Origin of the sequence: Geodermatophilus sabuli (assembly GCF_010686765.1) — a bacterium.
Lineage (GTDB): Bacteria > Actinomycetota > Actinomycetes > Mycobacteriales > Geodermatophilaceae > Geodermatophilus > Geodermatophilus sabuli_A.
In genome coordinates this window covers 63656-89202 of the sequence record NZ_JAAGWF010000008.1, presented here as the reverse complement: position 1 = coordinate 89202, position 25547 = coordinate 63656, and the positions used below count along the sequence as shown (strand labels likewise).

Genomic DNA, 25547 nt, shown 5'->3' with positions numbered 1-25547 from the left:
CCGGTCGCCCTCAGAAGAGCTGCTGCAGGGGCTCCAGCGCGAAGTACACGACGAACAACACCGCGATGACCCACATGAGCGGGTGCACGTCGCGCCGCCGGCCGACCGCCGTGCGCAGGAGCACGTAGCTGACGACACCGGCGCCGATGCCGTTGGTGATCGAGTACGTGAACGGCATCAGCGCGATCGTGAGGAAGGCGGGGATGACCAGGGACATGTCGTCCCAGACGAGGTCCTTGATCTGGCTGATCAGCAGCGCGCCGACGATGACCAGCACGGGCGCCGCCGCCTCGGAGGGCACGACCTGCACGAGCGGGCTGAACAGGGTCGCCACCAGGAAGAGCACCCCGGTCACCACGCTGGCCAGCCCGGTGCGGGCACCGTCGGCCACACCCGACGCGCTCTCGATGTAGGTCGTGTTGGAGGACACGCTGCCCGCGCCGCCGGCCGCGGCGGCCAGCGAGTCGATCAGCAGCACCGGCTGCGACTTCGGCAGGTTGCGGTCCTGGTCCAGGAGGCCGCCCTCGGCACCGACGGCGGTCACCGTCCCGACGGTGTCGAAGAAGTCCGCGATCATGATCGAGAAGACGATGAGCACGGCGGCGATGACGCCGATCCGCTCGAAGCCGCCGACGAGCGAGAAGTTCCCGATCAGCGAGAGGTCCGGGGCGCTGACGACGTCCTCGGGGAGCGTCGGCACCTGCAGCGCCCACCCGCGCGGGTTCTCGGCGCCGTCGGCGCCGAACCGGGGCCCGATCTCGGCGATCGCCTCGACGATGATCGCGATCACCGTCGTGACGACGATGCCGATGAGGAGCGCACCCTTGACCCGGCGGACGACGAGCACGCTGGTCAGCAGCAGCCCGATGACGAAGACCAGCAGCGGCCAGCCGGCCAGCTGACCCTCGACGCCGAAGCTGATCAGCGGGTTGCCCGGACGGATGAAGCCGGCGTCGGCCAGGCCGATGATGGTGAGGAAGAAGCCGATGCCCACGGCGATCGCCGTCTTGAGCTGCGGCGGGATCGCCTCGAAGACGGCCCTCCGGAAGCCGGTGAGCACCAGCACGGTGATCAGCAGGCCCTCGAGGACGACCAGCCCCATGACCTCGGGCCAGGACAGCTGGGTGGCGGCGTAGACCGCGACGATCGCGTTGATGCCCAGGCCCGTGGCCAGCGCGAAGGGGTACCGCCCGACGACGCCCATGAGGATGGTCATGACGCCGGCGATCAGCGCGGTGACGGCGGCGACGGAGGCGAAGGGCAGCGTCGCGCCGGTGATGTCGGCGCCCGACAGGATGATCGGGTTGAGCACCACGATGTAGGCCATCGTGAAGAAGGTGGTCAGGCCACCGCGCAGCTCGCGACCGACCGTCGAGCGGCGGCCGCTGATGTCGAAGTACCGGTCCAGGCCGTTCTTGGGTCGGACCCGCGGGCCGTCACTGCGGCGGGGACCCGTGACCGCCGCCGCGACGTCGGCCGGCGTGTCGCCGGCCCCGCCGACGGGGCTGCTGCCGGTGGACGGGCGGGACTTCTCGGGCATGGCGTCTCCCCGGGCGGATGGCCGGTGCGGGCGGGCGGCGGGGGAGCGCGCGCCGGCCGACCGGTGCGGACGGCAACGAGCGGCGACAGAGTGCCACACGGGTGTTGCGGCTGGATGGAGGGCTCGGGACCCCGAGGACCTAGGCTCGGTACGTGCCCGGTCCGACGAAGCAGGCCCCTCCCCCGCTGCGGGTGGACACCGCCCGGGTGGTGCTGGCCGGGACGGCGCTCTGGGTGGTCGCCCTGGTCGTCCTGCTGCTGCTCGGGGACAGGGTGGACCGGGTCTGGACCTGGACGTGCGTCGCGGCGATCACCCTCGCCGCCCTCGGCCTGGCCCTCATGCGCTGGCAGGGGCAGCTCGGCCGCAAGGACTGACGCGGGACCTCCTCGCCGCTCGCCGCCCGCTCGCGACGGGACCCGGCGAGCGGGCCACCGTCCTCAGTCGGTCAGCACGTCGTAGGTGCCGGTGTCGTAGCGCGCCGACGTCACGACCTCGGTCGCGTCGTCGGCGACCAGGGTGGCCTGGCTGTGCGCACCGCAGCCGTAGTCGACGGTGACGACGTGGCCGTCGGCCGGGGAGTAGGCGTTCCCGCAGGCCCCGAGGGCGTGCCGCAGGGAGCCGGCCAACGGCAGGAAGAACCCGCAGGTCACGCACGGTCCGGGCGCGTGCCGGGCCATGGACGAGCGCGGGCCGAAGTCGCCGGCGCCCCAGCGGGCCACCGCGTCGCCGCGGCCCTGCTGCGACATCACCCGTTCCCGGCCCAGCCCGAGCTCGGCGGCGACCGCCGCGGCCTCCGGGTCGTCGGCGGCGTCGTCGTCCACGGTGTAGGTCGGGACCAGCCGCGGGTCGTCCTCGGTCGAGGGCAGCACGTCGCCGACCGACAGGTCACCCGGCCGCAGTCGCTCGTGCCACGGCACCCAGGCCGGGGCCAGCAGCGCCTGGTCGCCGGGCAGCAGCACCACCTCGTCGACGGTCACCTGCTCGTCCCCGGCGACGCGGGCCAGGGTGACCGCCCAGTGCCAGCCGACGTAGCCGGGCAGCCGGCTGGCGAAGGAGTGCGTGACCACCTCACCCAGCAGCGCCGTGGCGTCGGGGCCCACGGCCCCCTCGGGCTGCTCGGCGGTGACGCCGAGGTGGTCGCCGACCAGGTCGGCCGACCCGGCGGTCTCCACCGCCGCGGCCCGGGCCAGGTCGACAGCAGCGGACAGCACGTCGCTCCCCGCCGCGGCGGGGTCGGAGGAGTCGGCCACGACGTCATTGTCCCTGACGCCGGACTCGCCCGGTCGGCGCGGGGGCACGGTGCCCGGCGGGCGCACCTCCCGGACCCGGAGCGGTTGCCAGCACCCGGTCAGGACGGTGCGGCACGATGGGCCGGTGTCCAGCTCCCGCCCGCCCGGCGCCCGCCGGGGTGCCCTGCGCCGGCGGACGTCGTCGTCCCCGGCGGTGGACGGGATGGACACCACACCGCTCGGCGTCCCACGGCCGGCGACCCGCCCGCAGCCGGCCGTGCCACCGCCGGCCGCCGGTGGTGGCGCCCCGCCGGGCGAGCCGCCGCCCGGCGGACCGGCACCGGGGTGGTCACCCCCCGGCGGACCCCCGCCGGGGTGGCCGCCCGGCGGGTCTCCGCCGACCGGTCCACTGCCCCCCGGCACCCCGCTGCCCCGGCCGCAGAAGCTGACCGTCACCCGGGTGGCTGCCGCGCGGTCCCGGGAGCTGACCGGCGCTGCCGTCCGCCGGGTGCGGACCGCCAGCCGGGCCGACGGAGCCGCCGAGAGCGGGCTGACCCAGCTGCTGTGGGTCAACGCCCTGCACATGGCCGGGGACGCGATGATCGCCGTGTCACTGGCCGGCACGCTGTTCTTCGCCGCGGCCAGCGACGCGCAGCGCAGCAACGTGGCCCTCTACCTGCTGGTGACCATGGCGCCCTTCGCCGTCGTCGCCCCCGTCATCGGGCCGCTGCTGGACAAGCTGCAACGCGGTCGGCGCTGGGCCATGGGCGCGAGCCTGCTCGGGCGTGCGGTGCTCGCCGTCGTCATGGCCTCCCACTACGACGACCTCGCGCTCTATCCGGCGGCGCTGGGCGTGCTGGTGCTGTCGAAGGCGCACAACGTGCTGCGGGCCGCGGTGATCCCGCGGGTGCTGCCCGGGGCGATGTCCCTCACGTCGGCGAACGCCCGCACGTCGGTGTTCGGGCTGCTCACCGCGGCCGTGTTCGGCGGCATCGGCGCCGGCCTGGCGTGGGGTCTCGGCTTCCCCTGGCTGCTGGGCGCGACCGCCGCGGTGTTCGTCTGCGGCGCCGTCCTCGCCGTGCGGCTGCCCCGCCACGTCGACGTCCCGACCGGGGAGCTGCCCGCCGACGTCCTCACCACCGCACCGCAGCCGGCGACCACCGGCCGCCGGCGCCGGACGGTCAGCCCGCACGTGGTCGTGGCCCTGCGGGCCAACGCGGCGCTGCGCGGGCTGGGTGGCTTCCTCACCATCTTCTCGGCCTTCCTCGTCGAGGCCACGATCGAGGGCGGCTGGCAGGGCACGCTGGCACTGGGGGCGATCGCCGGCGCGGCCGGCGTCGGCAGCGTGCTGGGCACCGCCGTCGGTTCCCGGCTGCACCGGGTGAGCCCCGATCCGATCGTGCTGTGGTCGGCCGGCAGCGCCGCGGCGATCACCGTCCTGGCGGCGGTGTTCTACAGCTTCGCGATGGCCGCGGTGGTCGCCGGTGTGTCGGCGGTGGCCAACGCCCTGGGCAAGGTCGCCCTCGACGCCATCATCCAGCGGGAGGTGCCCGAGAGCCTGCGCGCCTCGGCGTTCGCCCGCTCGGAGACGATGCTGCAGCTCGCCTGGGTCGTCGGCGGCGCGATCGGCATCGCGCTGCCGCCCACCGGCTGGCTCGGTTTCACCGTCGCCGCCGGCCTGCTGGTGCTCGCGGTGGGCCTGGTGCTGGGGGGTCCCCGCCGCCGCGTCGCGGCTGCGCCGACGGACCCGCTCGACGGCGCGTGGCCGTGAGGCGGGTCGCGGCGCTGGGTGCGGTGGTGGTGCTGGCCGGCTGCGGCTCCGGCGAACCGTCCGGTCCGCAGGAGGTCACGGTCGAGGCCGGTCCGCAGGAGGTGGCCGTGTCGCCCACCCAGTACTGCGTGGACGGCGAGGGACAGCGCTACGACGCCCGGCCGCCGGTCATCGAGGTCTCCCCCGACACCACCATCCGGCTGTCCGTGCCCGACCCGGTGGCCGAGCGCGGGTGGAGCGTCCAGGTGTTCGACGAGCAGTTGCAGGAGCAGCTCGGCGAGGTCGACGTGGACGCGGGGGTCGCCGTGTTCGACGAGATCAACACGTCCGACGTCGTCCCCCCGACCTTCTACCTGGTGGTGGTGGAGGACAAGGGCGGCGAGTGCGGGGAGTTCAGCGCGGCGTGGCCGATCGGCTTCGTCCGTGCGGGCGGCGCCGGGGGCGGGACCGCCACGGCACCGCCCCCCGGCTGAGTCGCCCCTGCTGCAGGGTCCCGCCGTGAGCGTGCCAGCGGTGGGGGGCAGGTGGCCCTCCTGCAGGGTCCCGCCGTGAGCGTGCCAGCGGTGGGGGGCAGGTGGCCCTCCTGCAGGGTCCCGCCGTGAGCGTGCCAGCGGTGGGGGCAGGTGGCCCTCCTGCAGGGTCCCGCCGCGAGCGTGCGAGCGGTGGGGGGCAGGCGGCCCTCCTGCAGGGTCCCGCCGCGAGCGTGCGAGCGGTGGGGGGCAGGAGGGTCCTTCTAGTGCTCGAGGTCGGTGGCCACCGCCCGCAGCACCGAGCCGACCTTGCGGGCCATCGCGCGGTCGGGGTGCCGGCCGTGCCGCAGCCCCTCGGAGACGTCGTCGAGCAGCTTGATGAGGTCCTCGATGATCGGGACCAGCTCGTCGGGCTTCTTGCGGGACCGCTCGGCGTGCGCGGCCGTGACCGACGGCAGCGGGTCGAGCACCCGCACCTGCAGCGCCTGGTCGCCGCGGCGGCCGGCGACGATGCCGAACTCGACCCGCTGGCCGGGCTTGAGTTCGTTGGTGCCGGCCGGCAGGGCGTCCTTGTGCACGAAGACGTCGGGCCCGTCCTCGCGGGAGAGGAAGCCGAAGCCCTTCTCCGGGTTGAACCACTTGACTCTGCCGGTGGGCACGTTGATCCCTCAGTCGGTCGGGGGCGGTCCGGCACCGTGGCCGGGAGGACGGCGACACGGCACGGTGGCCGCTCCCCGCCAGGTTAGTCGCCGTGCCCACCGCCCCCGACGACGTCCTCGGCGCTCGCTCCGCCCCAGCCTGGCCGGGTGCCTCCCTCGGGGCTCGCTCCGCCCTAGCCTGGCCGGGTGCCTCCCGCGCCGGAACTCCCCGGACATCCCGACTACCGGTTCACCCTGGCCAACGAGCGCACCCTGCTGGCGTGGTTGCGGACGGGCCTGGCGCTGGTCGCCGGCGGGGTCGGCGTCGCCCAGTTCGCCCCCGACCTCGGCGTCCGCTGGGGTAGCGCGGCGGTGGCCGTGGCGCTGGTCCTCACGGGGGTGGGGACGTCCCTGGGCGGCTACCGGCGGTGGCGGCGCAACGAGCAGGCGATCGGCCAGGACGAACCGCTGCCCGCGAGCCGGCTCGCACCGACGGTGGTGGCCGCGGTGGGCGCCGTCCTGGTCGTGGTGGCGGTGCTCGTCGGCGTCCAGGTACTGAGCCGGTGAGCCGACCCCGCGACACGTGGCGGGAGCGCACCGACCTCGCCTGGCAGCGCACCGGCCTCGGGGTGTTGGCGCTGGCCGCCCTGACGGCCGCCCACGCGGTGCGAGGGCGCATCCCGGTGCTTCTCGCGGTGGCGGGCGTGGTCGCGCTGCTGGGCCTGGGCGTGCTCGGCGTGTTGGCCCCGCTTCGGGCGCGGCAGGTGCAGCGCGCCGTCGAACGGGACGAGGGGGTGACCGCGCCACGGCTGGTCCTCGTCGCCACCGGCGTCGTGGTGCTGGCCGGCTGCGCCGCACTCCTGGGCGTGCTCAGCCCGCGCTGACCGCTCCCTCGACGACGCCGAGCCGGTCGAGCAGGACGAGGAAGACCACCGCGAAGTCGTTGTCGTCGACCTCCACCCGGACCCGGCCCCAGTCGACCTGCTCGCGCAGCGCCCGGGCCACGGGCAGCAGCCGGGAGAAGTCGCAGTAGTGCTCGTCGAGGGCCATGAGCTTGGTGACGAGGATGTCGGTCGCCTGGAGCACCGGCATCTGCACCGACAGCACCGGGAGCACCTCGGCGCGGTCGATGAGGTCCTGCTCCACCGGGTGCCCGCAGGTCCGCCACAGGACGTCGACGAACGAGTTGCCCTGGACCACCTTGGTCAGCCAGTCCTCCGCCGGGGGCACGACCTCGAGCCCCGCGTCGGCCAGCACCTTGGCCGCGCGCTCGGACTCCGCCTCGGGGACCAGGAAGTCCGCGTCGTGGTCGGGCTCCGGCGCACCCCGCATCCAGGCGGCGTAGCCACCGCAGAGGGCGAAGGGCACGTCCCCCTGCTTGAGGGCGACGGCGGTGCGCTTGAGCAGGTCGCGGATCTCGTCGCGGTCGGATGGCAGCACGCGCGTGCAGCTACCCGGACGCGGGCACTGCACTCCTCGTGCGCATCGCGACCTTCAACATCCTGCACGGCCGCTCCCCCGACGACGACCGGGTGGACGTCGACCGGCTGGCCGCCGCCGTGAAGACCCTCGATGCCGACGTGCTCGGGCTGCAGGAGGTGGACCGCGACCAGCCGCGCTCGCTGGGCGCGGACCTGACCGCGGTGGCCGCTGAGGCGATGGGCGCGGTCGACTCCCAGTTCGTGGCGGCGCTGGCCGGCACCCCCGGTGGCACCTGGATGGCCGCCACCGGTGACGAGCAGCCGGGGTCGGCGAGCTACGGGATCGCGCTGCTGTCGCGCTACCCGGTGGTGTCGTGGCGGGTGGTGCGGCTGCCGGCGCTGCGCAAGCGGGTGCCGGTCTGGTTCCGCGGTGCGGCGCGGCCGAAGCTGGTCGGCGACGAGCCACGGGTGGCCGTCGCCGCCGTCATCGACGGTCCGCACGGCCAGTTCACCGTGGCCAACACCCACCTCTCGTTCATCGCCGGCTGGAACAGCCTGCAGCTGAGCCGCCTGGTGCGCTCGCTGACCGGCACCCGCGAGCCCCTGGTGGTCATGGGCGACCTGAACATGGCCGGTCGCCAGGCCGTCCGGGTGAGCGGTCTGACGCCCCTGGCCACGGCGGACACCTTCCCGCTCGACGAGCCGACCCGGCAGCTGGACCACGTGCTGGCCCGCGGTCCCCTGACGGCGACCGGTCCGGCCGAGGCGGTGCGGCTGCCGTTGTCGGACCACCGCGCCCTGGTCGTCCCCTGCGGCGCCGCCTGAGCGAGCGACGGGCCGGGGGCGGTGACCCCGGTCGCCGCCCGCGGCGGACCATGCGACGTCGTGGTCGTCAGCGGCCGATCGCCACGAGTGCGCAGGGTCCGGCGCCCGCCGAGGGGGTCGAGCGGCCCGGCGGTGCCCCGGCCCGACGCACGGTCCTCTGTCAGGCGTTGCGGACGGCGGCCGCCGACTGCAGGCCGAGCTCCTCGACCGAGACCTCCCGCATCTCCACCTTGCGCACCTTCCCGGTCACCGTCATCGGGAAGGAGTCGACGATCTTCACGTACCGCGGGATCTTGTAGTGGGCGAGCTTCCCGGTGCAGAACGCGCGCAGGGACTCGGCGGTCATCGGCTCGGCCCCCTCCCGGAGCCGGACCCAGGCCATGAGCTCCTCACCGAAACGCTCGTCCGGGACGCCGATGACCTGCGCGTCGATGACGTCGGGATGGGTGTAGAGGAACTCCTCGATCTCCCGCGGGTACACGTTCTCGCCGCCGCGGATGACCATGTCCTTGATCCGGCCGACGATGTTGAGGTAGCCCTCGGCGTCCATCACCGCGAGGTCGCCGGTGTGCATCCAGCGGGCGCGGTCGATGACCTCCGCGGTCTTCTCCGGCTCCTCCCAGTAGCCGAGCATCACCGAGTAACCCCGGGTGCAGAACTCCCCCGGCGTCCCTCGCGGCACGGTCAGCCCGGTCTCCGGGTCGACCACCTTGACCTCCAGGTGCGGGTGCACCCGGCCGACGGTCGACGTCCGCCGGTCGAGGTCGTCGTCGGCGCCGGTCTGCGTGGACACCGGGGAGGTCTCGGTCATGCCGTAGCAGATGGTCACCTCCTCCATGTGCATCTCGGCGACCACCCGCTTCATCACCTCCACCGGGCACGGGGAGCCGGCCATGATCCCGGTCCGCAGGGTGGACAGGTCGTAGGAGGCGAAGTCGGGCAGCGCGAGCTCGGCGATGAACATCGTCGGGACGCCGTACAGCGAGGTGCAGCGCTCGTCCTGGACCGCGCGGAGGGTCAGCGCGGGGTCGAAGCCGGGCGCCGGGATGACCATCGTCGCGCCGTGCGAGGTGCAGGCCAGGTTGCCCATGCCCATGCCGAAGCAGTGGTAGTAGGGCACCGGGATGCAGACGCGGTCGGCCTCGGTGTAGCCGCAGCCCTCGCCGACCGAGAACCCGTTGTTGAGCAGGTTGTGGTGGGTGAGCGTGGCGCCCTTCGGGAACCCGGTCGTCCCGGAGGTGTACTGGATGTTGATCGGGTCGTCGGCCGACAGCTGCGTCTCCCGCTCGGCCAGCAGCCCGCGGTCCCCGGCCCGGCCGTCGGCGACGAGCTGCTCCCACTCCGGGGAGCCGAGGAAGACGACCTCCCGCAGGTCGGCGCAGTCGCCGCGCACCTCCTCGACCATCGCCCGGTAGTCGCTGGTCTTGAACTCCGGGGCGCTGACCAGCACCGAGATGCCGGCCTGCTGCAGCACGTACCGCAGCTCGTGGGTCCGGTAGGCCGGGTTGATGTTGACCAGGATCGCGCCCAGCTTGGCGGTCGCGTACTGGACGAAGGCCCACTCCGCACAGTTGGGCGCCCAGATGCCCACCCGGTCGCCCTGGGCGACGCCGCGGGCGTCGAGGCCGAGGGCGACCGCGTCCACCTCGGCGACGAACTGCGGATAGCTGAACCGGCGTCCCGTGGCGCACTCGACCAGCGCCTCGTGGTCGCCCACCCGCGCCGCCGTCCGGTCCAGGTTGGCCCCGATGGTGTCTCCCAGCAGGGGGACCGTCGAGGTCCCGCTGCTGTAGGACGGCAGCGCGGGAGTGGTCACCGGCCGTCCACCGCCTGCACGCCGGCCCGGTTGGGCTTGTCGGTGGGGTGGGCGTAGCGGATGCGGCTGGCGGGCAGCGGGAAGTCGTGGTCCTCGCCGAAGGGGTTGAGCGGACCGGCCGGCTCCGCGAGGAGTTCGGTCAGGGGCGGGCCGCCGCTGTCGGACTGCCCCCAGGTGGGCTCGACCAGGTGGGCGTTCTTGGTCTTCCGCTTCGCCATGTCGCTGTCGCCTCCGTGTCGCTCGTGCCGTCGGGGTGCATCTTCGCCGACGGCATACCCCGAACGCACGCAGTACGCCCCCGCGCCGGTCATCGGCGTCCGGTGACACGGGCGCCGTAGACGGTCGGCACGCCGTCGGCGGCGAGGACCCACTCCCGCCCGCCGACCGGCGCGGCCCGCACCGTCGCGTCGTGCAGGTGCTGGACCGCGCGGGTCCGCCAGACCGAGGTGCTGGCCAGCCGCAGCCGGACCGGCTCGGCCAGCGGGTCGGTCTCGTCGTACCCCTCGGGCTCGAAGGCCAGCACCGCCGGCCCGGCGACGCGCAGGACGCCGATCTGCCAGGGGACGGTGCGCAGCGCCCTCCGCCAGCGCCGGTGCCGCAGCAGCGCACCGCCGCCGGCGACGGTGGCCGCGACCCCACCGACGACCAGCACGACGACGAACAGCCCGGCACCGGGCAGCCGACGGCCGGAGCTCTCGGCGATGACCACGGCGGCCGCGCCGAGCAGCACGCCGAGGACGACGGCCATCAGCCCGCCGGCCAGCCAGCGCACCGCCCCCGCGTGGTAGCCGGTGAGCGCGCTGCTGGTCTGCGGATCGTCGGCGGCCGGGTGCACCCGGCCATGCTGGCGCACCCGCCGGACACGCGCGGGTGGCGGGTGGCGCGGGTGACGCCCGGCGGGACCGCTCGGGACGACCCCGGCAGGACTCGGCGGGAACGACGTAGCGTGGACCGGATGTCTGCCGACCGTCCCGCCACGCTGGCCGCGTGGCTGCGCACCCGCAGCGACGCCCAGCTCGGCGCGCTTCTGGCAGCCCGGCCCGACGTCGCCCGGCCGGCCCCCTCCGACGTCGTCGCCCTGGCCAGCCGGCTGGCGGTGCCGGTGTCGGTGGACCGGGCCCTGGACGAGCTGGACGCCGCCACGCTGCAGGTGCTCGACGTGGTGCTGCTCGCCGGGACCGACGGGGTGGACGCCGCCGACCTGCCCGCCGCGCTGCCCGAGGTGCCCGACGAGGTGCTCGCCGGCGCCGTCGAACGGCTGACCACTCGGGCGCTGCTGTGGGGCGACGAGGTGCTGCACGCCCCGGACCCGGTGCGTCGCTCGGTGCGCCACCCGGCGGGTCTGGGCCGGCGGGCAGCCGAGCTGCGGGTGCCCCTGCCGGCCGACCTCCCGGCGGCACTGGCCGAGCTGGGCGCCGAGGAGCGGGACGTGCTCGAGCGGCTGGCCGGCGACCGGCCGGTCGGGCACCTGCCCGACACCGGGAGCGAGGCGGCCTCACCCGCCCGCCGGCTGCTGCAGCGGGGACTGCTGGCCCGCATCGACGCGCTCAACGTCGAGCTGCCGCGCGAGATCGCGCTGCTCCTGCGGGGCGCACAGCCCTACGGTCCGCCGCGGTCGCGCCCGGAGCCCGACGTCGTCCGGCGCGACCCCGCGGTCGTCGACCGGCAGGCGGCGGGGGCGGCGATGGAGTCGGTCGGCCGGATCGGCGAGCTGCTGTCGCTCCTCGAGGAGGAACCGGCCGGCCTGCTGCGCAGCGGCGGGGTCGGGGTGCGCGACCAGAAGCGGCTCGCCCGCGCCCTGCACGTGACCGAGCCCGAGGCCGCGTGGCTGCTGGAACTGGCGTTCGCCGCCGGCCTGCTCGACGTCGGCGGGCCGCACCGCGACGAGTGGCTCCCCACCCGTGCGTTCGACCTGTGGCGCGAGCAGGACCTGCCCGACCGGTGGGCCACGCTGGCCGGCGGCTGGCTGGCCACCGTCCGACTGCCCGCGCTCGCCGGGCAGCGCGACGTCGCCGGGAAGGCGGTCAACGCGTTGTCCCCCGACCTGGTCCGGCACACCGCTCCGGCCATCCGGCGGTCGGCTCTGGCCGCCCTCGCGGAGTACCCCGCCGGGTCAGGGGTCGGCGCCGAGGACCTGGTGGCGGTGCTGCGCTGGCGCACGCCGCGGCGGGCCGACCGGCTGGCCCCGGTGCCCGATCTGCTCGCCGAGGGCGCCCGGCTCGGGGTGCTGGTCGGCGGGGTCCTGTCCACCGGCGGCCGTGGGTTGCTCACCGCCGGGGAGGACGGCGCCGCCGACGCCATGCGCGGCCTGTTGCCCGAGCCGGTCGACCACGTGCTCGCCCAGCCCGACCTCTCGCTGATCGCCCCCGGCCCGCTGGTCGCCGAGCTCGCCGACACCCTCACCGTCGTGGCCGACGTCGAGTCCTCGGGCGGGGCCACGGTGTTCCGGGTGTCGGAGGCCAGCGTCCGCCGCGCCCTGGACTCCGGCTGGTCGGCCACCGACCTGCACGACTTCTTCGCCCGCGCCTCCCGCACGCCGGTGCCGCAGGCACTGGACTTCCTGGTGGACGACGTCGCCCGCCAGCACGGCCGGCTCCGGGTCGGGGCGATCGAGAGCTACGTGCGCTCCGACGACCACGGGTTGCTGTCCCAGGTCCTCAACGACCGGCGGACCGCCGGCGCGGAGCTGCGCCGGCTGGCACCGGGGGTGCTGGTCAGCGGGCTGGGCGCCGACGAGGTGCTCGACGTGCTCCGCGAGGCGGGCTACGCCCCCGCGGGCGAGTCCTCGGGTGGCGCCGTCCTCACCCGGCCCCCGGCCCGCCCGCGCGCCGCCGGACGCCGGCCGGGCGGGACCGGCCCGCAGGCCCCCCGCCCGCTGACCGAGGCGGAGCTGGCCGCCACCGTGCGGGAGGTCCGTGCCGGGGACGCCGCGCTGGCCGCCCGCCGGGGCGAGGCGGTGCGCCAGGTGCCCGGGGTGACCACCGCAGGCACCCTCGAGCTGCTGTCCCGCGCCGTCCGCGAGGGCGTCCCGGTGTGGCTGGGGTACGTCGACGCCCAGGGCAGTGGCAGCCAGCGCATCGTCGCGCCGGTGTCACTGGCCGGTGGGTTCCTCCAGGGGTACGACGAGCGACGCGGGGAGAGCCGGACGTTCGCCGTGCACCGGATCACCTCCGTGGCGCTGGTCGAGGAGGGGGACGCGGCCCCGCCGCTCTGACGCCGCACCCGTCCGCACGCCGATCGTGAGCCCCCCGTCAGGCGGAACGACCTTGCGCGCAGCGGTTGGGCCGTGCAACAACTGTTCCGTCGTGTCGGACGTGAGGACGCACATCCGACGGCGGGAGGCGGGAGATGGCTGGGAGACGGACGGTCGCTGACCGGTTGGCCGCGGCGTTGGGTGCAGTCCTGGGCACCCCCCGGCTGCCGGTCCGGCTACGCGGGTGGGACGGCTCCCTGAGCGGGCCCGACGGCGCGCCCGTGGTCGCGGTGCACTCGCGGCGGGCGCTGCGCCGGATGCTCTGGTCGCCTGGCCAGCTGGGACTCGGCCGCGCCTACGTCGCCGGCGAGATCGACATGGAGGACGACGTCTTCGCGACCGTCGCCGCACTGCGCACGGCCGGCCGGCTGACGCAGGACGAGCCGGCGTCCGGGGTCACCTGGCGGGAGCGGCTGGCGCTCCTGGGCACGGCGCTGCGGCTGGGCGCGATCGGTCCCGAGCCCGCGCCCCCGCCCGAGGAGGCCCGGCCCGAGCGGGCCGGCCGCCGGCACTCCCGGACCCGGGACGCCGCCGCGATCGCCCACCACTACGACGTCGGCAACGACTTCTACGAGCTGGTCCTCGGGCCCTCGATGGTCTACTCCTGCGCCGTCTGGGCCACGCCCGAGACCGGGCTCGACGCCGCCCAGGAGGCCAAGCTGGACCTGGCGTGCCGGAAGCTGGGGCTCGGCCCGGGCTCGCACCTGCTGGACGTCGGCTGCGGCTGGGGCAGCCTGGCGATCCACGCGGCGCGGCGCCACGGCGCGACCGTCGTGGGCATCACCCTGTCCGAGGAGCAGGCGCGGATGGCCCGCAAGCGGGTCGCCGAGGCCGGCCTGACCGACCGGATCGACATCCGGGTCCAGGACTACCGGGCGGTGGACGACGGCCCGTTCGACGCGATCAGCTCCATCGGCATGGCCGAGCACGTCGGCCGCGCCCAGATGCCCGGGTACGCCGCACACCTGTCGGCGCTGCTGCGCCCGGGCGGGCGGCTGCTCAACCACGCGATCTCCTGGAACGCCGGCACCTCCACCTGGGACCCGGACAGCTTCATCGCCCGCTACGTCTTCCCCGACGGCGAGCTGCTGGGGCTCGGCGAGCTGGTCGCCGTCCTCGAGTCCGGTGATCTCGAGGTCCTCGACGTCGAGGCCCTGCGTCGGCACTACGCGCTGACCCTGCGGGCGTGGGTGCGGCGCCTCGAGCAGGACTGGGACGCCGCCGTCGCCGCGAGCAGTGAGGGGCGGGCCCGGGTGTGGCGGCTCTACATGGCCGCCAGCGCGCTGACGTTCGAGGCCGGCGACATGGGCGTGAACCAGGTACTGCTGCAGAAGGCCGGCGGTGCGCCGCCCCCGCTGCGCCGCACCGCCTGGCTGTAGGTCCCGCGACCCACCGCACACCTGCGAGCCGGAAGGGCGTGTCCGTCCCCGGCGTTACCGTGGAGGATCCGGCGCGCTCTCTGCGCCGACACCCCCGAGCAGAGGATGCGAACGCGTGAGCGACGGCCCCCTGATCGTCCAGTCGGACAAGACCCTCCTGCTGGAGGTCGACCACCCGCTGGCCCGCGACTGCCGCGCGGCGATCGCGCCGTTCGCGGAACTGGAGCGCTCCCCCGAGCACGTGCACACCTACCGGGTCACCCCGCTCGCACTGTGGAACGCCCGCGCCGCGGGGCACGACGCCGAGCAGGTGGTCGACGCCCTGGTCCGCTACTCGCGCTACCCGGTGCCGCACGCGCTGCTGGTCGACGTCGCCGACACGATGGACCGCTTCGGCCGGCTGACCCTGGCCAACGACCCGGTGCACGGGCTGGTGCTCACCACCTCCGACCGCGCGGTGCTCGAGGAGGTCATCCGGAGCAAGCGGGTCGCGCCCATGGTCGGCGCCCGGATCGACGCCGACACCGTCGTCGTCCACCCCTCGGAGCGCGGCCGGCTCAAGCAGGCGCTGCTCAAGGTCGGCTGGCCGGCCGAGGACCTCGCCGGTTACGTCGACGGCCAGGCCCACCCCATCGCGCTCGACCAGTCCAGCTGGCACCTGCGCGACTACCAGCAGGAGGCCGTCGAGGGCTTCTGGGCCGGCGGCTCGGGCGTCGTCGTCCTGCCCTGCGGCGCCGGCAAGACGCTGGTCGGCGCGGCCGCCATGGCCGAGGCGAAGGCGACCACGCTGATCCTGGTGACCAACACCGTCGCCGGCCGGCAGTGGAAGCGCGAGCTGATCGCCCGCACCTCCCTCACCGAGGAGGAGATCGGCGAGTACTCCGGCGAGCGCAAGGAGATCCGGCCGGTCACCATCGCCACCTACCAGGTGATCACCACCCGCCGGAAGGGCGAGTACCGGCACCTGGACCTCTTCGACGCCCAGGACTGGGGCCTGATCGTCTACGACGAGGTGCACCTGCTGCCGGCGCCGATCTTCCGGCTCACCGCCGACCTGCAGTCCCGCCGCCGGCTGGGCCTCACCGCCACGCTGGTCCGCGAGGACGGCCGCGAGGACGACGTCTTCTCCCTCATCGGTCCCAAGCGCTACGACGCCCCCTGGCGGGACATCGAGGCGCAGGGCTACATCGCGCCGGCGGAGTGCATCGAGGTGCGGGTGGCGCTCGACGACGAGGAGCGGATGACCTACGCGGTCGCCGAGCCCGAGGAGCGGTACCGCATCGCGGCGACCGCCCAGTCGAAGCTGCCGGTCATCCGCCGGGTGCTCGAGCGGCACCCGGACGAGCCGTCGCTGGTCATCGGGGCCTACCTGGACCAGCTCGAGGAACTGGGGACGGCGCTCGACGCCCCGGTGATCCAGGGGTCGACGACCAACAAGGAGCGGGAGCGGCTGTTCGACGCCTTCCGCACCGGGGAGATCAAGACCCTCGTCGTCTCCAAGGTCGCCAACTTCTCCATCGACCTGCCCGAGGCCGCGGTCGCCGTCCAGGTGTCGGGGACGTTCGGGTCACGGCAGGAGGAGGCCCAGCGACTGGGCCGGGTGCTGCGTCCCAAGGCCGACGGCCGGCAGGCGCACTTCTACACGGTGGTCAGCCGCGACACCCTCGACAGCGAGTACGCCGCCCACCGGCAGCGGTTCCTCGCCGAGCAGGGCTACGCGTACACGATCGTCGACGCCGCGGACCTCGCCGGACCGGGCGAGGTCAACGGCCCCGACTGGGTCGACGAGCCCGCCGACTGACGAAGGACCCCTCTGCCCCCTCCCCTCGCACGCTCGGGACGGGACCCTGCAGAGGGGCCGCTCGCCCTCCCCAGCCCTCGCTCCGCTCGGGCCCCTGCAGAGGGGGCTACGTCGGTCGGGGTTCGGCCACGCCGCCGGGTCCTCCGCTCACGCGCGCAGGGCGCGGCCGAGCCGGGCCATGCCCTCGACGATCCGCTCCGGGGGGTGCGTGGTGAACGACAACCGCAGCGTGGCCCGGTCCGGGATCCCCGCGAAGAACGGGGCTCCCGGGACGAACGCCACGTCGTGGCGCAACGCCCCGGCCAGGAGACCGGCAGCGTCGACGTCCCCGGGCAGGCGGGCCCACACGAACATGCCGCCGTCCGGTTCGGTCCACGTACTGCCCGGCGGCAGCGCGGACGGGAGCGCCTCGACCATGGCGTCGCGCCGCTCCCGGTAGGCCGAGCAGAGCCGCAGGACGTGCGACTCGACGTCGGTCGCGGCGAACCAGGCGGCGGCCGCCGCCTGGTCGACCGTGGAGGTGTGCAGGTCGGCGGCCTGCTTGGCCACGGTCAGGGCCGGCAGCAGCCTGGACGGCGCCCGCAGCCATCCCAGTCGCAGCCCCGGTGCCGCGACCTTGGAGAAGCTGCCCAGGTGGACGACGTGTTCGTCGGCGCCGGGCTGGGCGGCCAGCGGCGTCACCGGGGCCCCGCGGTAGCGCAGCTCCCCGTAGGGGTCGTCCTCGACCACCCACACGCCGTGCCGCGCGGTGAGCTCGGCGACCTCGGCCCGTCGGTGCTCCGGCATCGTCCGCCCGGTCGGGTTGGCGAAGGTCGGGACCAGGTAGAGCAGGGCCGGTCGCTCGCTCCGGATCGCCTCGCCGAGCGCCACCGGGTCGATGCCGTCCTCGTCGGTGCGGACCGGCACGACGCGGGCCCCGGCGAGCTGGAAGCACTGCAGCGCCGCCAGGTACGTCGGGTCCTCGACCAGCACGACCGCGCCCGGGTCGAGCAGGGCCGTGGCGAGGAGGCTGAGCGCCTGCTGCGAACCCGACGTGACCAGGAGGTCGTCCACGCAGGTGGACAGTCCGCGCCCGGTCATCCGGGCGGCGACCCGCGCACGCAGCGCACGATCGCCCTCGGTGGGGGCGTACTGGAGCGCGCGCCGTGCGTGCGGGCCCCACAGCACCTGGTCGAAGGCGGCACGCACGCCGTCGAGGTCGAACAGCTCGGGGGCGGGCAGGCCACCGGCGAAGGAGATGACCTCCGGACGGTCGAGCAGGGCGAGCAGCTCGCGCACCGGCGAGCTGGCCACGCCGGCGAGGCGGGAGGCGAGGGCGGGGACGGGACCGGAGAGGACGGCAGAGGACACGGGTGCTCCAGGACGGACTGCACGGAGGGAGGTGGACGGCGCTGGAGTGCGGGTGGTGTGCCGCTGCGATCCGCGCCGGTCGGGCCGCCTGGTCGAGGTGCCACGCCCAGCGTACGGCCGGACAGCCGCCGCGGCGCCCCGCACGGACCTGTGGCGCCCGGCGACCGGTGGTGTGAGCGGGTCCGGCGGTACGTGACGTGCTGGTCCGCCACGGGCATGACGTGGACCACAGCTGCGCCCGCCCGGCGCGTCCCCGCAGGTCAGCGGCGAGCCGCGGCGCGCCATACGTCGTCGGCGCGGGGGCGCGCCGGAGGTGGCCGGTTGGGCGTGTTGCCCCCCGCCGGGCGAGGATGGACCCCGACATGGGGAGTGCAGCACGAGCGGAGGCCCTGGGCCCGCAGACGACCAGCCGACCGCTCCGGGCGTGGCAGCAGGAGGCCCTCGGCAGGTACGAGGAGTCCTCGCCCAAGGACTTCCTCGTCACCGCGACCCCCGGCGCCGGGAAGACCACCTTCGCGCTGACCCTCGCCGCGCGGTTGCTCACCCGGCGGGAGGTGGCGCGGGTCATCGTCGTCTGCCCGACCGACCACCTGCGGCTGCAGTGGGCCGACGCCGCGGACGCGATGGGGATCGTGCTCGACCCGGGGCTGACCAACGCCGTCGGCCCGGTGCGGGCCGGCACGCAGGGCTACGTCACCACCTACGCCCAGGTGGCCGGCAAGCCGATGCTGCACGCCGCCCGTGCGACCACCGTGAAGACGCTGGTCATCCTGGACGAGGTGCACCACGCCGGTGACGGCCTGTCCTGGGGCGAGGCGGTCGAGGAGGCCTACGGCCGCGCGGCCCGCCGGGTGTGCCTGACCGGGACGCCGTTCCGCACCAAGCCCGACGAGCGCATCCCCTTCGTCCGCTACGAGGAGGACGGCTTCGAGGGGCAGGGTGGCCTGGTCAGCCGCGCCGACTACACCTACGGGTACAAGGAGGCGCTGGCCGACAACGTCGTCCGGCCGGTCGTGTTCGCCGCCTACACCGGGACGTCGCGCTGGCGGAACTCCGCCGGCGAGGTGGTCGCCGCCTCGCTGTCGGAGGCCGGCACCCGATCGGTGGAGATGCAGGCCTGGCGAACCGCCCTGGACCCCAAGGGCCAGTGGGTGCCGCACGTCATCGCCGCGATGGACGACCGGATCACCCACCTGCGCGAGCGCGGCATGCCCGACGCCGCGGGCCTGGTGCTGGCCAGCGACCAGGACGACGCCCGCGCGTACGCCAAGATCGTCCGCCGGGTGACCGGCAAGGCCCCCGAGCTGATCCTCTCCGACGACCCCAAGGCGTCGAAGAAGATCGAGCGGTTCGCCGGGGGCTCGGCGCGGATCGCGGTCTGCGTCCGGATGGTCTCCGAGGGCGTCGACGTCCCCCGGGCCGCCGTCCTGGCCTGGATGACCTCCTACCGGACGCCGCTGTTCTTCGCCCAGGCCGTCGGCCGCGTCGTCCGTGCGCGCGGCGCGCACGAGTCGGCCACCGTTTTCCTCCCCGCCGTCCGGCCGCTGCTGACCCTGGCCGCGTCGATGGAGGAGCAGCGCAACCACGTCATGCCCCCACCCAAGACCGAGCAGGGCGACGAACTCGACCTCGAGCCGCTGCCGCCCAAGGAGAAGGACCCCGACGGCCCGAAGCAGTGGGAGGCCCTGGAGGCCGACGCCCGCTTCGCCCACGTGCTGCACGGCGGGACGGCGCACACCGGCTCGGGCTCGGGAGTCGTCGTCGCCCCCGAGGACGAGGAGTTCCTCGGGATCCCGGGCCTGCTGACCGCCGAGCAGACCGCCGAACTGCTGTCCAAGCGGGACGACGAGCTGCGGGTGCGGATCGCCGCGCGCCCGCACGTCGACGACGAGGACGGGCTGTTCCCGGTCGAGGACCACCCCGAGGAGCACGAGGCCGGCCGGTCGTGGCGGGATGCCGCGGAGCTGCGCCGGGAGATCAACCGGCTGGTCAGCCGGGTGTCGGCCAAGACCTCCACGCCGCACGCGGTGGTGCACACCCAGCTGCGGCAGACGGTGCCCGGGCCGCCCTCGGCCTCGGCGTCGGTGGACGTGCTGCGCGCCCGGCGGGAGCGCCTGCGCACGATGCTGTGACCTGGTGGTCCTCCGGGCCCGCTCCTCCCGGGCGGCCCGGGCTGACTCAGGCGGAGAAGCGGGCGCCCTGACCACCGTTCGTGCGCCGCGGCGCCGGCGCCCCGAGCGCCCGGGAGATGCCGCGGGCCGAGGCCATGAGGACCGGCACGAGCGTCCGGACGTTGACGTCCTCGACGTTGACCACGGCCCCCAGTGCGGCGACCACGTTGCCGTCGCCGTCGCGCACGGGCGCGGCGCAGGACGCCGAGGTCAGGCTCATGGCGCCGTCGCTCACCGAGTGCCCGCACCGGCGGATCTCCGCGAGCACCGACCGGAGAGCGTGCGGATCGGTCACGGTCTTGGCGGTGAACCGGGGCAGCGGCCCGCTGAGGACCTCCTCCTGGACCTCCGTCGGGCTGTGCGCGAGCAGCACCAGGCCGGCGCTCGTGGTGGTCAGGTTGCGGCGGCGGCCGAGGTAGCAGAACACCGGCATCGACTCGCGGCCGGACAGCCGGGCCAGGAACACGGTGTCCAGCCCGTCGCGCACCGCCAGCAGCACCGTCTCGCGGGTGGCCTCGAACACGTCCTCGAGGAACGGCCAGGCGATCTCCCGCAGACCGGCAGCCGACGGCGAGGAGGCGGCGACCTCGCAGAGGCGGACGCCGACGTGGTACCGCCCGTTCTGGCCCCGTACCAGCGCCTCCCACTGCACCAGCTCGCCGACCACCCGGTGGGTGGTCGACATCGGCAGGCCGGTCCCGCGGCTCAGCTCGGTCAGGGTCAGCTCGGGCCGTGCGGTCGAGAAGCAGCCCAGCACCCGCAGCGCCCGCTGGGTCGGGGACAGCCGCCGCACGTGGCCCGGCCCGGCGGGCGCCTGCGCTGCGAGGCCGGGTACGCGCACGTCGTCGTCGATCGTCACCGCTGCCTCCCGCTGGAGATGCCGATTCCCCCTGCCGGCCGCCGCCGTCGGCTCAGGGGCGGCCCTCGTGCACACCGACGGTAGGAAGTCCTCGGCGAGGTCTCCACCACGGTTCCGTGACGTGGAACACAGCGCGACAGGTCGGCCGCCGCCTCATCCGGCGGCGGGGAGCAGGCCGCGGGAGGCCGCGAGCGCCACGGCCTCCGTGCGGCCGCCGGCGCCGAGCTTGGCCAGGATGTTGCTGACGTGCACGCTCGCCGTCTTCTCGCTGATGTAGAGCTCCGCGCCGATCTGCCGGTTGGTCCGGCCCTTCGCCAGCAGGCGCAGGACCTCGGTCTCCCGGGGGGTGAACACCGTCGCGGGGTCGGCCACCCGCCCGGCACCGGGGAGGTCCAGTGGCAGCCGGGCCCGTCGGGCGAGCGCGACCAGCGCGGCGCGCAGCGGCGCGGCGCCCAGGCGCTCGGCGACCTCGGCGGCAGCGCGCAGCTCCGTGGCCGCACCCTCGCGGTCGTCGACCGCCAGCAGCGCCTCGGCCAGCCTCCACCGGGACCGCGCCTGCTCGTAGACGTGGCCGTAGCCGAAGCCGTCGACCGCCTCCCGCCACAGGTCCGGCGCCGGCCGCCCGTCCAGCCGCGCGGCCTCCGCCTCCAGCCGCGCCACCCAGGCAGCCGCCTCGGCGCCGTAGCCGCCGACTCCGGCGAGGTGGTCCGCCACCGCCGACCGAGCCAGGGCCGCGAGGTCCTCCCCGGCCGCCGTCCACCGCGCCAGGGACGCGTCGTCCCGCTGCAGCCGCGCCGTCGCGGCCGCGTCGGCGACCGGCGCGAGCGCCGTCGCCGCCAGCCGCACCACCGCCAGCCGGTCGACGCCCCAGTGCCTGTGCACCTGGCGCACCGCCTCCTGCGCCAGGTGCGCGGCCGTCCCGGGGTCCCCCGCCCACGCGGCCAGGTCGATCTCGGCAGCGGAGGTGGCCAGCAGCAAGAGGACGTGCGCCCCCAGCCGGCCGGCCAGACCCCGAGCCCAGACCACGCGCTCGGCCGCCGCCGGGTCGCCGCGCCCGACCTGCACGAGCAGGCCGTCGGCCCGCACGTGCCCGGCCATCTCCGGGACCCTCGACAGCCCCTCGGCCAGCGCCAGGCTGCCGTCCCAGTCGCCGGCGACGTAGCGGGCGACCACCCCGAGATGGCGCAGCTCGGCTCCGTAGAACGACCACTGGGTGCCACACTCGCGCGCCCGGTCCAGCGCGATCCCGATCCAGTGCAGCGCCGCCGGCAGCTGCCCGGCCTCGTAGGGCACCACGGCGAGGTTGAACAGCACCCGCAGCTCGACGTCGGTGTCCCCGGAGCGGCGGGCGCGGACCAGCGCCTCCTCCAGCCGGGCGGTCACCTCGGCCGGGGTGGTCGCGCCGGGCTCCCGGGCGCTGGAGCGGGCGAGCGACACCGCTGTGTCGGCCCAGGCGCTGTCCAGGCCCAGCACGTCGGCGGCGGCGAGTGCCTCCCGGGCGGCCGCGTCGCCCTCCTCCCAGCGGCTGAGCGCGTAGCAGGTGCGGGCGTGCGTGGCCGCCGCCCAGGTGCGCACCGACGACGGCGGCTGCGCGGGCACCAGTGCCATCGCGGCGCTGCTCTCCCGATGGGCGGCCGACTCGTCCTCGATGCGGGCCAGCGCCTGCGCGAGCCGGTAGTGCACCTGGGCGCGCGCCCCCGGGTCGCCGCCGTCACCCAGGAGCTCGAGCGCCGTCCGCATGAGGCCCACCGCCCGGTGCAGCTCGCCCGCCGTCCGGGCGGCCGCGGCACTGTCGAGCAGCAGCCGCGCCTGGTCCCGCCCGGCCCGCTCGGCCGCGTCGGGGACCGCCGGCCACAGGGCGAGTGCGGACTCCAGGTGCTGCAGCTGCTCGGCCGGGGCGCCGGCGCGGCCCGCCTCCTCCGCGGCCTCCACGGAGGCGGCGAGTGCGGCCGGCAGGTCGTTGCTGCCCCGCGCGTGGTGCGCCCGCTCGGCGGCCGTGCCGGCCCCCGGCGTCGCGGCCAGGTGCGCGGCGATCGAGGCGTGCAGCCGGACCCGTTCCCCGGGCAGCAGGTCGGCCAGCACCGCCTCGCGCAGCAGCGCGTGGCGGAACCGGTAGCGACCGTCGTCGGAGACGACGAGCAGGTGGTGGTGCACCGCCTCGGTCAGCGCCGCCTCCAGCTCCACCGGGGCCAGGCCCGCGACGGCGGCCACGAGGTCGTGCCGCACCCGCCGTCCGGCGACCGCGGCGACACGCAGCACCCGCTGCGCCGCCTCCCCCAGCTGCTCCACCCGGGCCAGCAGGACGTCGGTCAGCGCGAGCGGGAGCGTCTCGCCGGCCAGCCCGGCGGCCAGCAGCTCCTCGGCGTAGAACGCGTTCCCCTCCGCCCGGGCGACGACGTCCTCGACGGTGGACTCCGGCGCTCCGGCGGCCAGCCCGCGCACCAGCTCACCGACGGCGGCGTCGGGCAGCGGACCGAGCTCCAGTCGCTCCACGCCGGGCAGCCGCACCAGCTCGGCCAGCAGCGGCCGCAGCGGGTGCCGGCGGTGCAGGTCGTCGGCACGGTAGGAGACGACCAGCACCACCGGCTCCTCGGCCAGCCGCGACAGCAGGTAGCGCAGCAGGTCGCGGCTGGAGCTGTCGGCCCAGTGCACGTCCTCCAGGACGACCAGCAGCGGGGTTCCCGAGCCCAGCTCGGCGAGCACCGTCGCCACCGCCTCGAACAGCTGCAGCCGCCCGTCGTCGAGCAGCGGGCGGGAACCCAGGTGTCGCAGCGGCCGGCCGAGGTCGGCCGCGTCACCGGCCGGCAGCTCCGGGGACACCAGAGCCGACCGCCCCTCGAGCATCGCGGCCAACGCCGGCTGGCCCACCGGGGACACCCCGGCGGGCTCGGCGGTCACCGGCCGCAGCAGGTCGACGAAGGGCAGGTAGGGCAGCCCGACGTCACCGAGGTCGACGCAGTGCCCGGTGAGCACGCGGATCCCGCGGCCGGCCGCCCGTGCGCTCAGCTCGTCCAGCAGCCGGGTCTTGCCCACCCCGGCATCACCCGCGAGCAGCACGCCGCCGGCGCGACCCTCCAGCGCGCGGTCGACGGCGGCGAGCAGGCGGGTCAGCTCCTCGGCCCGGCCCACGAGCGGTCGGTCGTCCCACTGCGGCACGCCCTCGATCGTGGCAGAGGGCCCCGCCCGCCCTCGACCACGCCCAGGCGGGCCCTCCGTCAGCGGGCCTGCCGGCTGCGGCGGGGAAACCACCGGCGGGTCCTGGTCCCCTGCCCGAGCTGCTGCAGCACCTCGCGCCGGTAGGCCAGCTCGGCCTCGAGTCCGGGGTTGGGATAGTGCGCCATGACCGTCTCCCTGCTCGTCATCGGATGCGATGACGCCGACGGTCGTGCTGAGGGGGGTGGCCCGGCATCGGCCGGTCGGGTGGTCCTGGACGGGCCGGGCCCGTCTGAGGCCCCTCAGACGGGTCTCAGCGCAGCTCGGTGCCCTTGGTCTCGCGCAGCGTCAGGATGACCGCGAACGCGACCGCGGCCGCGATGGCGACGTACCAGAAGAACCACAGCGGGTGGCCGGCGTCCGAGAGCGCCGTGATGACCAGCGGCGCCGTCCCGCCGAAGAGGGCGACGGTCAGGTTGTACCAGGCACCGATGCCCGTGGCGCGCAGCTCCGTGGGGAACAGCTCGCTCATGATCGCCGGCGCGATCGAGGCCATGAGGGCGTACAGCCCCAGCCCGACGCAGAAGACCACGATCAGCGAGAACAGGTTGTCCCGCACCAGGAAGGACAGCGGCACGATCAGCACCGCCATCGCGCCGGACCAGAACAGGAGCTGCGGTTTGCGCCCGATGCGGTCCGACAGCTTCCCGAACGGGTAGCAGAGTGCGACGAACAGCGCGGTGCCGATGGAGAGGGCGATGAAGACGTCGGTCTCGTCGGCGTCGCGGAAGCTGATCGCGAACGGCGTCAGGGCGCTGAAGAACGTGTAGTACGACAGCGTCGACAGCAGCGTGAAGGCGCACAGCTGGACGACGGCCCTGGGGTGGTGCTTGATCGTCTGCAGCAGCGGGTTCCTGGTCGCCCGGGCCTTCTCCGCGTTCTCCTCGAACTGCTCGGTCTCCACCAGGGAGCGGCGCAGCCACATGCCGATGAAGCCGAGCAGGCCACCGATGAAGAACGCGATCCGCCAGCCGTAGGACTCCAGCTGCGCGTCGCTCAGGACGCTGGTGAGCAGCACGCCCATGAGCGACGCCGCCAGCAGGGCCGAGCCGGTCGAGATGTAGAAGAAGGCCGAGTACCGCCCGCGGTGGGCCGGGGGCGCGATCTCGCCGAGGTAGGCCGAGGCGTTGGAGACCTCGCCGCCCAGCGACATGCCCTGCGCGATGCGGGCCAGCAGCAGGAGGATCGGGGCCAGCCAGCCGACCTGGTCGTAGGTCGGCAGGACAGCGATCACCATCGACCCGCCGGCCATCAGCAGGATGGTGAGCAGCATCCCGGCCTTGCGGCCGCGCAGATCGGCGAAGCGGCCGAGCAGCAGGCCGCCGAGCGGGCGGAAGAAGAACGCCAGGGCGTACGTCGACGTCGCCCCGATGAGGGCCAGCGCCTCGTTCTCCGAGGGGAAGAACTGACCGGCGAAGAAGACGACGAACGTCGCGTAGACCGTCCAGTCGAACCACTCGACGGCGTTGCCGATGCTCGCCGAGACGAGGGTCTTCACGGGGAGCTTGTGCGACTCCCCGCCGGTCGTCGTCCGCCCCTGCACCGTGCCGGCCATGGTGTCTCCTCGGCGTCCGGTCCGTGTCCCACGTCACGGTAAGCGGGCTGCCGGACGGAGGCACCTCGGGGACACAGCAGCACCCGCCGGCGGGGCGGGGGGCTGCGAGTGGGGTCCGGACCGGGCTCTGGTCGCCTCGCGGCGAGTTGCACGACGCGGCTCCAGGCCCCCGACCGAGATCGGGGCGGTGGTCCGCGAAGGCGGTATCCAAATGGCACCCGGGGACACAGATCGCCCGGTCCGGACACCTCCGAGG

The 25547-nt window shown here is 75.1% G+C and carries 22 protein-coding genes; 10 read left to right on the top strand and 12 right to left on the bottom strand.

All coding sequences use genetic code 11. The annotated features are described in order from the left end of the window. Positions 1–10: 10 nt before the first annotated feature. On the bottom strand, positions 11–1540 hold the full coding sequence (locus GCU56_RS07260; protein ID WP_163480859.1) for an NCS2 family permease: 1530 nt from the start codon (positions 1538–1540) through the stop codon (positions 11–13). Between the two features lie 152 nt (positions 1541–1692). Here GCU56_RS07260 and GCU56_RS07255 point away from each other — a divergent pair, with 152 nt between their 5' ends. Continuing rightward, positions 1693–1914 carry a DUF2530 domain-containing protein gene (locus GCU56_RS07255; RefSeq protein WP_163480858.1) on the top strand — a complete coding sequence of 74 codons (222 nt, stop codon included), beginning with the start codon at positions 1693–1695 and terminating at the stop codon, positions 1912–1914. Between the two features lie 63 nt (positions 1915–1977). Here the strand turns inward: GCU56_RS07255 and GCU56_RS07250 are convergent, their stop codons facing one another. Then, positions 1978–2790 carry a DUF3027 domain-containing protein gene (locus tag GCU56_RS07250; RefSeq protein ID WP_163480857.1) on the bottom strand — a complete coding sequence of 271 codons (813 nt, stop codon included), beginning with the start codon at positions 2788–2790 and terminating at the stop codon, positions 1978–1980. Positions 2791–3229: 439 nt separating this feature from the next. Between GCU56_RS07250 and GCU56_RS07245 the strand changes: the two genes are divergently transcribed. Together GCU56_RS07245 and GCU56_RS07240 are read left to right on the top strand one after the other, a co-directional pair. Continuing rightward, positions 3230–4540 (top strand): MFS transporter, encoded by a 1311-nt coding sequence (locus tag GCU56_RS07245; RefSeq protein ID WP_345771700.1) that lies wholly within the window; start codon positions 3230–3232, stop codon positions 4538–4540. After that, the gene (locus tag GCU56_RS07240; RefSeq protein WP_163480855.1) at positions 4537–5013 is read left to right on the top strand and encodes a DUF2771 family protein; all 477 of its coding nucleotides are present in this window, start codon (positions 4537–4539) and stop codon (positions 5011–5013) included. Before GCU56_RS07245 ends, GCU56_RS07240 begins: the two co-directional genes overlap by 4 nt. A gap of 260 nt (positions 5014–5273) precedes the next feature. Here GCU56_RS07240 and GCU56_RS25850 read toward each other — a convergent pair whose 3' ends face one another. After that, positions 5274–5669: a cold-shock protein gene (locus GCU56_RS25850; RefSeq protein ID WP_163480854.1), complete on the bottom strand. Its 396-nt coding sequence runs from the start codon at positions 5667–5669 to the stop codon at positions 5274–5276. 186 nt (positions 5670–5855) lie between these two features. Here GCU56_RS25850 and GCU56_RS07230 point away from each other — a divergent pair, with 186 nt between their 5' ends. Together GCU56_RS07230 and GCU56_RS07225 are read left to right on the top strand one after the other, a co-directional pair. Continuing rightward, positions 5856–6215 (top strand): DUF202 domain-containing protein, encoded by a 360-nt coding sequence (locus tag GCU56_RS07230; RefSeq protein WP_163480853.1) that lies wholly within the window; start codon positions 5856–5858, stop codon positions 6213–6215. Next, positions 6212–6532: a DUF202 domain-containing protein gene (locus tag GCU56_RS07225; protein WP_163480852.1), complete on the top strand. Its 321-nt coding sequence runs from the start codon at positions 6212–6214 to the stop codon at positions 6530–6532. The genes GCU56_RS07230 and GCU56_RS07225 overlap by 4 nt, the downstream gene beginning before the upstream one ends. Here the strand turns inward: GCU56_RS07225 and GCU56_RS07220 are convergent. After that, positions 6519–7088 (bottom strand): hypothetical protein, encoded by a 570-nt coding sequence (locus GCU56_RS07220; RefSeq protein ID WP_163480851.1) that lies wholly within the window; start codon positions 7086–7088, stop codon positions 6519–6521. The two genes, GCU56_RS07225 and GCU56_RS07220, sit on opposite strands and share 14 nt — an antisense overlap. Before the next feature lie 38 nt (positions 7089–7126). Between GCU56_RS07220 and GCU56_RS07215 the strand changes: the two genes are divergently transcribed. Beyond that, positions 7127–7894 carry an endonuclease/exonuclease/phosphatase family protein gene (locus tag GCU56_RS07215; RefSeq protein WP_163480850.1) on the top strand — a complete coding sequence of 256 codons (768 nt, stop codon included), beginning with the start codon at positions 7127–7129 and terminating at the stop codon, positions 7892–7894. 160 nt (positions 7895–8054) lie between these two features. Here the strand turns inward: GCU56_RS07215 and GCU56_RS07210 are convergent, their stop codons facing one another. The 3 genes from GCU56_RS07210 to GCU56_RS07200 form a co-directional block, all read right to left on the bottom strand. After that, positions 8055–9710: an AMP-binding protein gene (locus GCU56_RS07210; protein ID WP_163480849.1), complete on the bottom strand. Its 1656-nt coding sequence runs from the start codon at positions 9708–9710 to the stop codon at positions 8055–8057. Further along, positions 9707–9928, bottom strand: coding sequence for a hypothetical protein (locus GCU56_RS07205; protein WP_163480848.1), 222 nt, complete (start codon positions 9926–9928; stop codon positions 9707–9709). The genes GCU56_RS07210 and GCU56_RS07205 overlap by 4 nt, the downstream gene beginning before the upstream one ends. Before the next feature lie 89 nt (positions 9929–10017). Beyond that, positions 10018–10545: a hypothetical protein gene (locus tag GCU56_RS07200; RefSeq protein WP_163480847.1), complete on the bottom strand. Its 528-nt coding sequence runs from the start codon at positions 10543–10545 to the stop codon at positions 10018–10020. Between the two features lie 120 nt (positions 10546–10665). On the opposite strand from GCU56_RS07200, the gene GCU56_RS07195 reads away from it, so the two are divergent. The 3 genes from GCU56_RS07195 (at position 10666) to GCU56_RS07185 (ending at position 16143) form a co-directional block, all read left to right on the top strand. After that, complete coding sequence (locus tag GCU56_RS07195; protein ID WP_163480846.1) at positions 10666–12924, top strand: helicase C-terminal domain-containing protein; 2259 nt, start codon at positions 10666–10668, stop codon at positions 12922–12924. A 134-nt stretch (positions 12925–13058) separates the two neighbouring features. Continuing rightward, positions 13059–14342, top strand: a complete 1284-nt coding sequence (locus GCU56_RS07190) for an SAM-dependent methyltransferase (protein WP_163480845.1) — start codon at positions 13059–13061, stop codon at positions 14340–14342. 115 nt (positions 14343–14457) lie between these two features. Then, a complete protein-coding gene (locus tag GCU56_RS07185; protein WP_163480844.1) occupies positions 14458–16143 on the top strand; it encodes a DNA repair helicase XPB in 1686 nt (561 codons plus the stop codon). A 147-nt stretch (positions 16144–16290) separates the two neighbouring features. Here the strand turns inward: GCU56_RS07185 and GCU56_RS07180 are convergent, their stop codons facing one another. Continuing rightward, positions 16291–17493, bottom strand: a complete 1203-nt coding sequence (locus GCU56_RS07180) for an aminotransferase class I/II-fold pyridoxal phosphate-dependent enzyme (RefSeq protein ID WP_204331642.1) — start codon at positions 17491–17493, stop codon at positions 16291–16293. A 362-nt stretch (positions 17494–17855) separates the two neighbouring features. On the opposite strand from GCU56_RS07180, the gene GCU56_RS07175 reads away from it, so the two are divergent. Beyond that, positions 17856–19625 (top strand): DEAD/DEAH box helicase, encoded by a 1770-nt coding sequence (locus tag GCU56_RS07175; protein ID WP_163480842.1) that lies wholly within the window; start codon positions 17856–17858, stop codon positions 19623–19625. 46 nt (positions 19626–19671) lie between these two features. Here GCU56_RS07175 and GCU56_RS07170 read toward each other — a convergent pair whose 3' ends face one another. From GCU56_RS07170 to GCU56_RS07160, 4 genes are all read right to left on the bottom strand, one after another. Then, a complete protein-coding gene (locus GCU56_RS07170) occupies positions 19672–20523 on the bottom strand; it encodes an IclR family transcriptional regulator domain-containing protein (RefSeq protein WP_204331641.1) in 852 nt (283 codons plus the stop codon). Between the two features lie 153 nt (positions 20524–20676). After that, positions 20677–23679 (bottom strand): AAA family ATPase, encoded by a 3003-nt coding sequence (locus GCU56_RS24495; RefSeq protein ID WP_163480841.1) that lies wholly within the window; start codon positions 23677–23679, stop codon positions 20677–20679. A gap of 59 nt (positions 23680–23738) precedes the next feature. Beyond that, complete coding sequence (locus tag GCU56_RS24490; protein ID WP_275585762.1) at positions 23739–23864, bottom strand: hypothetical protein; 126 nt, start codon at positions 23862–23864, stop codon at positions 23739–23741. A 125-nt stretch (positions 23865–23989) separates the two neighbouring features. Then, positions 23990–25291: an MFS transporter gene (locus GCU56_RS07160; RefSeq protein ID WP_163480840.1), complete on the bottom strand. Its 1302-nt coding sequence runs from the start codon at positions 25289–25291 to the stop codon at positions 23990–23992. Positions 25292–25547 lie beyond the last annotated feature (256 nt).